Here is a 12,374-nt window from a genome sequence, read left to right on the forward strand (position 1 = left end):
CTCTACGACATAGCGACGCATTTCGGCGTGGTCAGCGATTCGGCTGATGTCGTCGCGGCCCTTCGCGACGGGACGTCGCTGCAACCGACCGAAGTCGCGGCTTGAGCTAGAGCCAGCGGCATCCGAGACAGGCAACAGGAGTCCGGTTTGACGACCGAAAAGAAACCCGAGAAAAGCGCGACACCGAAGCGGGAACCACTACCCCGTGAGCAGGTGCTGGAGCGATACGCTGAGACCGGCTACGCGCTGGACCAGCACCCGGCGCACGTTATCCGCAAGGCGCATCAGCGCGCGACGCTGCGTTTCCAACAGGTCATGGCCGGCGAAGACCTTTCGCCGACCCAGTTCGCAGCCCTTGCCACGATCCTCAAACATGGCGAGGTCTCGCAGAACCATCTCGGCCGGCTGACGGCGATGGACCCGTCAACCATCAGCATCGTCATGCGCAAATTGCTCAAACACGAGCTGATCACGCGCAGCGCATCCGACACCGACCAGCGCCTGTCGATGATCGCACTGACCGAAAAAGGTACCGAATATACGCTCGAGCGGCTCGCACGCAGCGTCGAGGTCGGACGCCGTTTCCTGTCGCCGCTGTCACCCACCGAGCAAACGACTCTGCTCCGGCTGCTCCAGCGCATCAATGACGACGATCCATCGAATGGCGACGGCGGCAAGTAGGCCGCGTCCAGACCTTTCCATACCAGCAGAAATGAGAACCAATGTCGTCCGACCCCAAGTCGTCTGCCACGCTCGTCATCCGCAATATCGGCCTCCTGCTGAGCGGTGACCTCGGCCAGCCGATCCTCGACGCCRACACCATCGTCGTGACCGACGGGCGCATCTCAGGCATTGGCAAGGCCGGTGACGTCGACAGCGGCAAGGCGGCGACGATCATCGATGCGATGGGTTGCGCGGTCGCACCGGGGCTTATCGACAACCATGCTCATCCGGTGGCCGGCGACTGGACGCCGCGGCAAAACCAGATCGGCTGGATGGATTCGACCGTGCATGGCGGCGTCACCACGATCATTTCGGCAGGAGAGGTCCACACGCCGGGCCGCCCGCGCGACCTGGTCGGCCTGAAGGCGCTGGCGATCGCGGCGCRGCGCACCTTCTCCAACTTCCGCCCCAACGGCATGAAAATCCTGGCCGGCGCGCCGATCCTGGAGCCCGGCCTCACCGAGGAGGATTTCCGCACCCTCGCCGAAGCCGGCGTGACACTCGTCGGCGAGGTCGGACTTGGCGGCGTCAAGGATGGCCCGACCGGCCGGCAGATGATTGCTTGGGCGCGCAAATACGGCATGACCTCGATGACCCACACGGGCGGACCGTCCCTGCCCGGCTCCGGCCGCATCGGTGCGGACGTCGTGCTGGAGGTCGACGCCGACATCGTTGCCCACGTCAATGGCGGACCGACGGCGCTTCCCGAAGCCGAGATCCGGCAGATCTGCGAAAAAGGCTCTCGGGCGCTCGAAATCGTCCACAACGGCAATCTGCGCACCGGACTGTTCGTGCTCGACCTGGCAAGACAGCGCGGCGAGCTTTCGCGCGTCATCCTCGGCACCGACAGCCCGGCTGGATCCGGCGTGCAGCCGCTCGGCATTTTGAGGATCATGACCATGTTGGCTTCGCTGGGCGGCATCGCGCCGGAAGTGGCGTTCTGCCTTGCCAGCGGCAACACGGCACGCGTGCGCGGACTGACCGATCGCGGCATCATCGAAATCGGCCGCGCCGCCGACCTGATCTTCATCGACCAGGCGATGGGCGGAGCCGGCGACGGCCTTCTCGACAGCGTGGCGCTCGGCAATCTGCCGGGCATCGGCATGGTCGTCATCGACGGCGAGGTGCGCACCGGCCGCAGCCGCAACACCCCGCCGGCGATGCGGGTGCCGGAAGTCAGGGCTGCCTGACGGTCAGCTCACACCGTCAACCCCGACGATCTTGTCCTTGGTCAGCCCGCCGACGCGCGGGTGCGGCCTGCCGGAATCGGTGACGGCGATGGCGACGACGATCTCGTCGGCGCGCGGCGCATCGGGGACGCGGACCTCCATGCCGTCGAAATGGCTGCGCACCCTCGCCGCGTCCTTGTGGCCGAGCGGAATGTCGAGCGGCACGCCGAGACCGCCGCGCTTCTTCGACGAGGGAATGAGCGCGGCGCCCTTGCCCAGCACGTCACGGAACGGGGCGCCGAGCGTTGGGTGAAGGATGGCGGCGGCATGTTCCAACTCGCCGTCGGCGCCGACGGCGGCTGCCTTGCCGAAGCTCTCGACCTGATCGCCGGCAATGCCGAGCGCAGCGACGGCGCGCCTGGGCAAGATATCGCCCAGGGCCTCGCCAATCGCGCTCAACGCCGACAGATCCTCGACAAACGTGCCGGCATGAGGGTTGCGGATCACCGCGATCGCCGCGGCACGCCGCGTCGGCGGGTCGACCGGGCGGCCGCCTTCGATCCGGGTTTCCTCGACGATGGTGATGATGCGGCGGATTTCCATGCTCATCGCAATCCGTCCTCGCCCTTGATGTCGGCCGCCGCCAGGCCGCCGACCCGCGCATGAACGCGCGCGCCGGTGGTCATTGCCAGGATGACCGCCATCTCGTCGCTGCGCGGCGCATCGCCGACGCCGATCTCGATCGCGTCGAAATGGCTGCGCACGTAGGAGGCGTTGATGTGGGTGATCGGAATGTCGATGCGCGTCCCGGGACCGCCGACCTTCTTGGTCGAGGGCACGATGGCCTTGGCGTCGCCGAGAAGTTCGCGCATCGCGTAGCCGCCCGGATTGTGCCAGAGCGCGCCGTGTTCAAGCTCGCCGGCGGCGCCGACGATCGCACCTTTGCCATAGCCTTCGACAGCGGCGACGCCATCGCCCATGGCGTCGATCAGGCGCCGCGCCATTTCAAGGCCGAGCGGCTTCAGATCTTCCATGAAGCCGGTGATCTCTTCGACGTAGCGTCCGGCAAAGGGGTTGGCGATGACGGCGACGATCGCGCCGCGCTTGGGCGGGCGTGCCGCGGGCGGCCCGCCCTCATGGAAGATCTCCTCGACCTGGACCAGAAATTTCCTGACCACCACAGCTGGCATTGCGCGTATCCTTCGTCCCGTCACTCGTGAAAACTCGTTAGAGTATCAACAATTATGCATCGCGATATTTGTCAAGCGAAGAGGTGAAGGACGCGGATGACGGGCCTGAGAAAACTGCATCGGATGACGATTGACAGCCTGTTTAGCCGCTCCTAAACTCATATGACCATCAACGAACTCGCCGGCATTCCGGCGATATGTGGGGGATGGTCAAGGCGTGGCTTCAAAAGCTGAAAAAAGCTGAAGGGGAATAACATGACAAGGGCGCTCAAGAGTTTGTTTCTGGCCGGCACGATGCTGGCTGTTTCGTTGGGATCGGCCGCCGCACAGGCCAAGGTTTCGGTGGCCGCCATCTCGGGTTATTTTGCACAGGGTTTTGGCGTTTCGATCGTCAACGGTCTCAACAAGGCCAAGACCGATTTCGGCATCGACCTCAAGCTGGTCGACACCGGCAATCGTGCCTTGGATTATGAGGAGCAGTTCGAAAACCTCGCCAAAGGCAAACAGTACGATCTCATCTTCGTGATGGGCTGGGAGCTGGTGGATTCGCTGCAGAAGGTCAGCAAGGAATACCCTGACCAGCGCTTCGTCTTCATCGATGGCGTGCTCGACAATCCCAAGATGATCTATGCCAATTTCGCCGAGGAGCAGGGCTCGTTCGTCGCCGGCGCGCTGGCCAGCATGATCGAGGCCAAGGGCAGTGAATTTCCCAAGATCGGCGACGGCAAGGCAATCGGCTTCGTCGGCGGCCGCGACATCCCGGTGATCCGCAACTTCCTTGGCGGCTACGAGCAAGGCGCCAAATACGCCGCGCCCGATGTCAAGGTGAACTCCGTCTTCGCCGGCACCTTCGACGATCCGGCCAAGGGCAGCGAGCTCGCGCAGGCGCTGTACGGCCAGGGCTCCGACATCGTCTACAACGTTGCCGGCCCGACCGGTGAAGGCGTCATGCAGGCCAGTGCCGCGGCCGACAAATATTCGATCGGCGTCGATATCGACATGTGCGGCACGGCCCCCGGAAATGTGCTCGGCAGCATGCTGAAGCGCGGGGATATCGCCGTCTACACGCTGATCAAGGACGAGGTCGGCGGCAACAAGGTCACCGCCGGCACCCGCACCTTCGACCTGGCGTCGGGCGGCGTCGAGTTCAAGGTCTGCGACGACATTGCACCGAAGATCCCGGCCGACGTGACGACCAAGCTGGACGAGATCAAGAAGGGCATCCTCGACGGCAAGATCGTGATCGCCARGGCGAAATAGGCCAGCAACAGCGCATCCCTCCCAAGAAAGCGCTACACTGATCCGCCGCGGCATGCCGCGGCGGATCAGTGTCCCATCTTCGAGAGCTCGCAATCTGCGAGAGCCCCAATCTGCGAGAGCAATGGTGTCGAACGCGCCGGGGTCCCCGACCCTCCACAACACTGCCGCGATGGCTGTCGAGCTGACTGCCATCACCAAGCGTTTTGGCGCCTTCATTGCCAATGACGGCATCGATCTTGCCGTGCGCCGGGGCGAGATCCACGCCATTATCGGCGAGAACGGCGCCGGCAAGACGACGCTGATGAACATCCTGTTCGGCCTGCTGCAGCCCGACGAAGGCTCGATCCGGCTGAATGGCGAGGCGACGGTGGTCGCCGACCCGGCCGCGGCCATCAAGGCGGGGCTCGGCATGGTGCACCAGCATTTCAAGCTGGTTCCCTCGCTCTCGGTCGCCGACAATGTCTTTCTCGGCATGGAAATCCGCCGTCATGGGCTGATCGACCATGCCGCGCAGATCGCGCGCACGCAGGAACTGTCGAAGCGCTTCGGGCTGCATGTCGATGCGACCGAGCGCGTCGGGCTGCTCTCGGTCGGCATCGAGCAGCGCATCGAAATCCTGAAAGTTCTGGTGCGTGGTGCCCGCACCATCATCCTCGACGAGCCGACCGCGGTGCTGACGCCGCAGGAGAGCCGCGAACTGTTCCAGACGCTGCGCAGCTTCGTGGCCGAKGGCATGACGGTGATCTTCATCTCGCACCATCTGGAGGAGGTGATGGAGGTGTCCGACACGGTGACGGTGCTGCGCAACGGCCGTAAGGTCGCGACCCGCCCGACATCGGAACTCAACAAGGACGAGCTGGTGCGCATGATGGTCGGCCGCGAGGTCAGTTTCGACCGGCGGCCGCGCGCGGCGCTGCAGGGCGACGTGGTCCTTGAAGTCAGGGATTTGTGGGCGCGCGACGACCGCCGGCTGCCGGCTCTTCGCAATGCCAGTTTCACTGTCCGCTCCGGCGAGGTGGTGGGGATTGCGGGCGTCGCCGGCAATGGGCAGACGGAACTGGCGGAAGTGCTTTCGGGTCTGCGGCCAGCAAGCCATGGCGAGGCCCGGCTGAAGGGCCAGGACCTCACCACGCTCTCCACCGCCGCAATCCGCGAGGCGGGCCTTGCCCATGTTCCGGGCGACCGCATGGTGCGCGGGGTCGATCGCAATGCGTCGATCGCAGCAAACACACTGATGGGCCGCCAGCATCGTGCGCCATGGAGTCGCAATGGCGTGCTCGACTGGAAGGCGATCGCGCAAAATGCCGGAGCGCTGATCAAGAGCTTCGATATCCGCGCGCAAGGAGCGGGCGATGCCGTCAAACGGCTTTCGGGCGGCAATATCCAGAAGGTGGTGCTGGCGCGCGAGTTCACCAATGGCGCCGACTTCCTGCTGATCGATCAGCCGACGCGCGGCGTCGATATCGGCGCCCAGGAAGCCATCCATGACGAGATCATGCGCCAGCGCGCAGCCGGCCGTGCCATCCTCTTGATTTCCGTGCAGCTTGACGAACTGGCCGCGCTCGCCGACCGCATCCTGGTGATGTTCAACGGGCGGATCATGGGCGAAGTCGCCGGCGACGACGCCGACGAAGACAGGATCGGCATGATGATGGCGGGCGTTTCACCGCAGCTGGAGCACGCATGATGAGCGACCGTTTGCGCGCCTTTTCCGGCCAGATCATTGCCGTTGCCGTGGCGTTGTTCTTGGGGGCGATCATCATCCTCCTGGTCGGCGAAAGCCCGGTGCATGTCTTGATGACGCTGTTGCGCGGCGCCTTTGGTGACCAGGAAAAGATTGCCGGTACCCTGCTGCAGACGACGCCGATCCTGATCTGCGGCGTTGCGGCCTGCATCGGCCTGCGCGGCGGCATGTTCAATGTCGGCATCGAGGGCCAATTGTTCCTCGGCGGGTTTGCCGCCGCCTGGGTCGGCTTCAGCTTTTCCCTGCCCGCGGGCATTCATACACTGGCGGCACTGGCGCTGGCTGTCGTCGCGGGCGCTGCCTGGGTCGCCATTCCCGCCTATTTCCGCGCCCGCTACAACACCAACGAAGTCGTCTCGACGATCCTGTCGAACTACATCGCCGTGCTGCTGACCTCCTATTTCACCATCTTCCTGTTCAAGCGCCCCGGCGGCTGGTCGGAGACCCCGCCGATCCTGGCGACAGCCTATCTGCCGGAGATCTTTTCCTTCTCGCGGTTGAACTGGGGGCTGGTGATTGGCCTGCTGCTGGCGGTCGGTGTCGCGCTGGTCTTCCGCTACACCAGCTGGGGCTATGGCGTGACCATGGTCGGATCGGCGCCGAAATTCGCTGAGTATGGTGGCGTCAACGTGAAACGGCAGGGCTTTGTCGTGTTGCTGCTTTCGGGCGCCGTCGGCGGCCTCGCCGGCGGGGTCGAAACGCTCGGTGTGCATCACCGGTTCATGGAGGGCTTTGCCCCAGGCTTCGGCTTCGACGGATTGATCGCCGCCCTGCTCGCCAATGGCTCGCCGGTCGCCACCATCGTCACCGCGCTGTTCTTTGGCGCGCTGCGCAGCGGATCGCTGCTGCTCGAGGTCGACACCAGCGCCTCGCGCGAAATCATCACCGTGATCCAGGCGCTGATCATCCTCAGCGTCTCGGCGCAGGTTCTGATCAAACGCCGTGGCGACAGCCAGGCGGGGGAGCGGCGATGGAAATTCTAGACAAGCTGATCAACGTCGCGCTGATCGCCGCGACGCTGCGCACCACCGCGCCAATTCTCCTGGTGGCGCTCGGCGGCTCGTTCACCACCAAGGCCGGCATCTTCAACATCGGCCTCGAGGGTCAGATGCTGGCCGGCGCCTTCTTCGCCGTCATCGGCTCTATCTGGACGGGCTCGGCATTTGCAGGCGTCGCCTGCGGCGTCGCCGCGGCGCTTGCCTTCGCGCTCGCCTTTGCCGTGCTGGTGGTGACGTTCCGGGCCAATGAAGTGGTCGTCGGCCTGGCGCTCAACATCCTTGCCGGCGGCATGACGATCTCGCTGATGAAAGCGATTTTCGGCACGCGCGGATCGATCGTCGGTCACGGCATTGTCGGCCTGCCCAAGGTGCAGATACCCGGCGCCCAGGCACTGCTCGGCTCATGGGCGCCGCTGATCTCGGGCTTCACGCCGATCGTCTATGTCGCCTTCCTCGCGGTGCCGCTGCTGGTGCTGTTCTACAACCGCACCCGGCTCGGCCTCTATATCCGCGTCGTTGGTGAAAAGCCCGAAGCCGCCGAGGCGCTCGGCATCTCGATCACCCGCGTCCGCTACACCGCCTCGCTGCTGTGCGGATTACTGGCGGGACTGGCCGGCGCGCATCTGTCGCTCGGCTACATCACCATGTTCACCGAGAACATGTCCTCGGGCCGCGGCTTCATGGCGGTGGCGATCCTGATCTTTTCCAATGGCGATCCGCTGAAGGTGCTGGCCGGCTGCCTTTTGTTCGGCTTCGCCGATGCCTTCTCGCTCCGCCTGCAGACCTTCGGCTTCCCGTCCTATCTGGTGCTGACCGTACCCTATGTCGTCGCGCTGACGGCGCTGTTCGCGCTGTCCTACCGGGCGCGGCCAAGGATCATCAAGGAGACGCTGGCGTCGATGCAGAAACTTCTGTCGGTGGACAGGAACAGCGCCCCGGTCGACAAAAATCCGCAATGAAGGAACTCTCATGGAACGCATAATCCTCGACGTGGATTCTGCCGGCGACGATATTCTCGCTGTGCTGTTTGCCGCGGCGAACCCGAATGTCCGGCTCGAAGGCGTCACCACCGTCACCGGTGCCGCCGGCCCGATCGAGCAGGTCACGAATGTCGTCCTCAACACGCTGACGCTTGCCGGGCGCGACGATATCCCGGTCCACGCCGGCGCCTGGCGGCCGATCGTCGGCAACTCCAAGGCCGACATGGAGGCGCCTGTGCATTTCGAAAAGCGGCTCGTCGCCCGCTTCGGCGACCGGCTGAAGAAGTTCAACCCGCCGGCGCCGACGCCGTCACGCCAGGCAACGCCAGGCCATGCCGTCGACTTCATCATCGATACGGTGATGGCCAATCCGGGCGAGATCACGCTGGTGACGACGGGGCCGCTGACCAATGCCGCGATGGCACTGCTGCAGGAGCCGCGCCTGACGGGCGCGCTCAAGCGGCTCCTGGTGCTTGGCGGCAACTTCCAGACGCCCGGAAACATGACGCCGCTGTCGGAATACAACATCTGGGCCGACCCGGAGGCATCGCGCATCGTGCTCAACGCCGACGTCGACAAGATCCTGGTGCCGCTCGACATCTGCGAGGACAACCGCGTCGCCGCCTCGATGCTGACGCGCGACGACATTGCCGACATGGAGGCCGTTGCCCGGAAGAACCCCGTCTTCGAGATGATCGCCGACAGCTTCCCGATCTACATCGATATCTGGCGCGAGTTCTTCGACCTGGTCGGCTTCCCGATGGACGACGTCATCACCGTGGCACTGGCCTTCGACCCGGCGCTTGCCACCATGACCGAACCGCTCTTCGTCGATGTCGTGCTCGACGGGCGCCTCGCCCGCGGCCAGACGGTTGCCCATCGCGGCCGGCAATTGCTGCCCGGCGGCGGTCCGAAGACCACCCGCATCTGCACCGATCTCGACGGACGCCGCTTCCTCAACATCTTCAAGCAAACCATCGCGCGCTACGAACAARCGGCGTGAGGACCGATAAAATGACCATTGCAACTCCCATCCTGTTCGACTGCGACCCCGGCCACGACGACGCCATCGCGCTGGTCATGGCGCATCGCTCGCCGGCCATCGAACTCATCGGCGTCACCACCACCTGCGGCAATGCCGAGGTCGAGAAGACGACAGCCAACGCGCTGCGCATCCTCGAATATATCGGCGCCGGCGACGTGCCAGTCGCTCAAGGGTGCCACCGTCCGCTGGCGCGCCCGCTGGTGCTCGGCACCGCCGATGGTCCGAGCGGCCTCGAGGGCTCGCCCTATCTGCCGCAGGCCACGATCAAGCCGGTGGACCAGCACGCTGTCGATTTCCTGGCCGACAAGCTGCGCGCCGCCCCGGAACCGATCCTCGTCGTCGCCACCGGCCCGCTGACCAATATCGGCCTGATGATCCTCAAGCACCGCGACGTGCTGCCCAAGATTAGGGAATTGATCTGGATGGGTGGCGTGTTTTACCGCAAGAGCGAGATCATCACGCCGACCGAGTTCAACGCCTTCTGCGACCCGGAGGCGCTGAAGATCGTGCTGGACAGCGGCGTGCCGATCCTGATGGTCGGGCTCGACGTCACCATGCAGGTGCTGATCGAGGCGCCGCAATATGCCGAGCTGGCGACGATCGACACGCCGCTCGGCAAGCTCGTCAATGACTGGCTGCTGTTCTACGAGAAGCTGCACCGCAGCTCGATGGGCGTCGGCGGCGCCATGCACGATCCGTTGGCACTGGCCTTGGCCATCGACCCGACATTGGTGCGCACGCGCCCGGCCCATATCGGTGTCGATCTCACAGGCACCTATGCGTTCGGTGCGACGGTCGCCGATTTCTGGGGCGAGCGCGGCGAGAAGGACAATGCGCGTATCGCCCATGAGGTCGACGCGGACCGTTTCTTCAAGCTGATGTTCGACCTGCTGCGGGATTAGACCCGCTCGGGATATTCCCTTGCTTCAGCGTGACCCGGTGCCGTGGACCGGGTCAGACAATCTTTGGGCATGCCATCGCAGATGGTCGTCCATGAATGTCGAAATGAAGAAATATGAGTGATCGTAGCCGTCCTGCATGCGCAGGGTCAGCGCCATGCCGGCCTTGGCGCAGGCCGCTTCCAGAAGCCAGGGCCGCAGCCCGTCCTTGAGAAATCCGTCCGATGTTCCCTGATCGACGAAAAGCTCGGGGAAGCGGTGGCCATCTTCGATGAGCAAGGTGGCATCGTAGCCCCGCCATGATGTGTCGTCCGCGCCGAGATATTTCTCGAGGGCCGGCTTCGACCAACCGGCGGTGCTCGGCTGCACGATCGGCGCGAAGGCCGAGCAGCTTTTGAAGCGCTCGGGATTTTTGAGCGCGATCGTCAGTGCGCCATGCCCGCCCATCGAATGGCCAAAGATCGCCTGGCGCGTCATATCCGCCGGAAATTCCTGCGCGATCAGCGCCGGCAGTTCCTCGGTGACATAGGAATACATGCGGTAGTTCGTAGCGTAGGGCGCTTGCGTCGCATCGACATAGAAACCGGCGCCGCCGCCGAACTGCCAATTGTCCTTCTCGTCGGGAACATCGGCACCACGCGGACTGGTGTCGGGGCAGACGATGATCAGGCCAAGCTCGGCGGCCATGCGCCTGTACTCACCCTTGTCCATGACATTGGCATGCGTGCAGGTGAGGCCGGAGAGGTACCATACAACAGGGCAAGGTTTTTCACGGGCCTGCGGCGGCACAAAGACGGCGAATGCCATGTCGCAGGAGCAGGTTTCCGAAGCGTGGGAATAGACGCCCTGCACGCCGCCATGCGATTTGGCCGAGGAGAGGGTCTTCATCCGGTCCGACATGTTCTTCTCCGCCTTCGGCAAACGTCCTTCAAGGCCGCCTGTCTAAGGACCATGGTTGCCAGGCGCAAGTCCCGCCTATTCCGCCGCCAGGGCGGTCACTTCCCGCCGGAACGGCAGCGCATCGCCGATATCGGGTTCATCCAGTTCGCGTGCGAAGCGGTGGCCGGCATAGGTCGCCCAGGCGATCGGGCCTGGCGCCTCGGCATCGCCGATGACCTTGATCGAGCGAATGCCGTTGTCGGCCCATTCGTCGCGCCGCGCTTTCAGGTCGCGCCAGACCTCGTCGTCCTGCTGGCGCGACGTCACCAGCACCACGGCGTCGGCGGCGATGTCGCGTTCGGCACCCGTGTAGGCGCAGGCGGTGGCAACGCCTCCCGGCACGATTCGCGTCACGGTCCGGTTCAGCACGATCTCGACGCCGAGCTCGGCCAGACGGCGGTGGATGGCGCCCTGCTCCAGCGTGTTGCGGGTCCAGTCCGACACATAGGCGGACGGCGTCACCAGCGTCACCTTGGCGCCGTTGCGCGCCATCAGCTCGGCCAGGACACCACCCATATAGTAGTGGTCGTCGTCGAACAGCACGACGTTGCCGGTCGGCACATTGCCGCCCATCAGATCGTCCGGCGTGTAGACCGGCATGGCCGGGTCGGCCGGCATCGGCACGACATGGGCGCGTGCCACACCGTCGCGGCGCCATGTCGAGCCGGTCGCAAGCGCGATGTTCTGAAAGCCGAAGGCCAGGATATCCTCGGCCGACAACCGGCTTTCGAAATAGACATCGACGTTGGACATCTGGCTGAGCTGGTACTGGCGATAGTCGCGCACGCGGCCCCAGGCCGACAGGCCAGGCAGGCGGCATTCGCGGGCGACGCGGCCGCCGAGTTCGGTGCCGGCCTCGGCAATGGCGACCTGATAGCCACGCAGGCCGAGCGCGCGAGCGGCCTCCAGTCCGGCCGGGCCGGCGCCGACGATCAGCACGCTGTCGCTGTCGCCCTTGGCCTGCATGCGTTCGGGATGCCAGCCCTTGCGCCACTCTTCCATGAAGGTCGGGTTCTGCGTGCAGCGCGAGATCGACATGGTCATGTCGCCGGTGATGCAGATGTTGCAGCCGATGCATTCGCGGATGTCCTCGATGCGCCCCTCCTCCACCTTCTTCGGCAGGAAGGGATCGGCGATCGACGGGCGCGCGCAGCCGATGAAATCGAGCGTGCCGGACTTGATCATCCTGACCATCACGTCAGGCGAGGTGAAGCGACCGACGCCGACGACCGGCTTCGAGGTCAGCGACTTGATGCCGGACACCAGGCTTTCCTGCGCGCCCTCTTCCTTGAAGCGCGACGGCCCCGAACAATCTTCCCAGGCGCCATGCGCCAGATCCCAGAGGTCGGGCAGCTCGGCATGCATCTCGATCATGTCGCGCACTTCGGAATTGGCGAAGCCGAGCTCGCCGATCATCTCGTCCAGCG

General features: G+C 64.7%; 12 protein-coding genes. 8 read left to right on the forward strand and 4 right to left on the reverse strand.

Going from position 1 to position 12,374, the window contains the following annotated elements; translation table 11 throughout:
- Positions 1-147 precede the first annotated feature (147 nt).
- Both AC1DX0_RS21415 and AC1DX0_RS21420 read left to right on the forward strand, forming a co-directional pair.
- On the forward strand, positions 148-681 hold the full coding sequence (locus AC1DX0_RS21415) for a MarR family winged helix-turn-helix transcriptional regulator (protein ID WP_477220883.1): 534 nt from the start codon (positions 148-150) through the stop codon (positions 679-681).
- Positions 682-722: 41 nt separating this feature from the next.
- Positions 723-1,913, forward strand: coding sequence for an amidohydrolase family protein (locus AC1DX0_RS21420; protein ID WP_477356762.1), 1,191 nt, complete (start codon positions 723-725; stop codon positions 1,911-1,913).
- A gap of 3 nt (positions 1,914-1,916) precedes the next feature.
- On the opposite strand, the gene AC1DX0_RS21425 is transcribed toward AC1DX0_RS21420, so the two are convergent.
- Together AC1DX0_RS21425 and AC1DX0_RS21430 are read right to left on the reverse strand one after the other, a co-directional pair.
- Positions 1,917-2,501: an amino acid synthesis family protein gene (locus AC1DX0_RS21425; RefSeq protein ID WP_477220881.1), complete on the reverse strand. Its 585-nt coding sequence runs from the start codon at positions 2,499-2,501 to the stop codon at positions 1,917-1,919.
- Entirely contained in the window at positions 2,498-3,082 is a 585-nt protein-coding gene (locus AC1DX0_RS21430; RefSeq protein WP_027033912.1) for an amino acid synthesis family protein, read from the reverse strand. The genes AC1DX0_RS21425 and AC1DX0_RS21430 overlap by 4 nt, the downstream gene beginning before the upstream one ends.
- A gap of 255 nt (positions 3,083-3,337) precedes the next feature.
- Here AC1DX0_RS21430 and AC1DX0_RS21435 point away from each other — a divergent pair, with 255 nt between their 5' ends.
- The 6 genes from AC1DX0_RS21435 (at position 3,338) to AC1DX0_RS21460 (ending at position 10,011) form a co-directional block, all read left to right on the forward strand.
- Positions 3,338-4,342, forward strand: a complete 1,005-nt coding sequence (locus tag AC1DX0_RS21435; protein WP_477356764.1) for a BMP family lipoprotein — start codon at positions 3,338-3,340, stop codon at positions 4,340-4,342.
- Positions 4,343-4,463: 121 nt separating this feature from the next.
- A complete protein-coding gene (locus AC1DX0_RS21440; RefSeq protein ID WP_477356766.1) occupies positions 4,464-6,029 on the forward strand; it encodes an ABC transporter ATP-binding protein in 1,566 nt (521 codons plus the stop codon).
- Positions 6,029-7,069, forward strand: coding sequence for an ABC transporter permease (locus AC1DX0_RS21445; protein WP_477220879.1), 1,041 nt, complete (start codon positions 6,029-6,031; stop codon positions 7,067-7,069). Before AC1DX0_RS21440 ends, AC1DX0_RS21445 begins: the two co-directional genes overlap by 1 nt.
- Positions 7,057-8,043, forward strand: a complete 987-nt coding sequence (locus tag AC1DX0_RS21450; protein WP_477220878.1) for an ABC transporter permease — start codon at positions 7,057-7,059, stop codon at positions 8,041-8,043. Before AC1DX0_RS21445 ends, AC1DX0_RS21450 begins: the two co-directional genes overlap by 13 nt.
- A 10-nt stretch (positions 8,044-8,053) precedes the next feature.
- On the forward strand, positions 8,054-9,067 hold the full coding sequence (locus AC1DX0_RS21455; protein WP_477356768.1) for a nucleoside hydrolase: 1,014 nt from the start codon (positions 8,054-8,056) through the stop codon (positions 9,065-9,067).
- An 11-nt stretch (positions 9,068-9,078) separates the two neighbouring features.
- Positions 9,079-10,011 carry a nucleoside hydrolase gene (locus AC1DX0_RS21460; RefSeq protein ID WP_477220876.1) on the forward strand — a complete coding sequence of 311 codons (933 nt, stop codon included), beginning with the start codon at positions 9,079-9,081 and terminating at the stop codon, positions 10,009-10,011.
- A gap of 24 nt (positions 10,012-10,035) precedes the next feature.
- On the opposite strand, the gene fghA is transcribed toward AC1DX0_RS21460, so the two are convergent.
- Both fghA and AC1DX0_RS21470 read right to left on the reverse strand, forming a co-directional pair.
- Entirely contained in the window at positions 10,036-10,908 is an 873-nt protein-coding gene (fghA, locus tag AC1DX0_RS21465; protein ID WP_477220875.1) for an S-formylglutathione hydrolase, read from the reverse strand.
- Between the two features lie 75 nt (positions 10,909-10,983).
- Positions 10,984-12,374, reverse strand: a 1,391-nt coding sequence (locus AC1DX0_RS21470) for an oxidoreductase (protein ID WP_477356770.1), incomplete at its 5' end; no start/stop codon positions are given.

The organism is Mesorhizobium sp. P3_A9 (assembly GCF_056402975.1).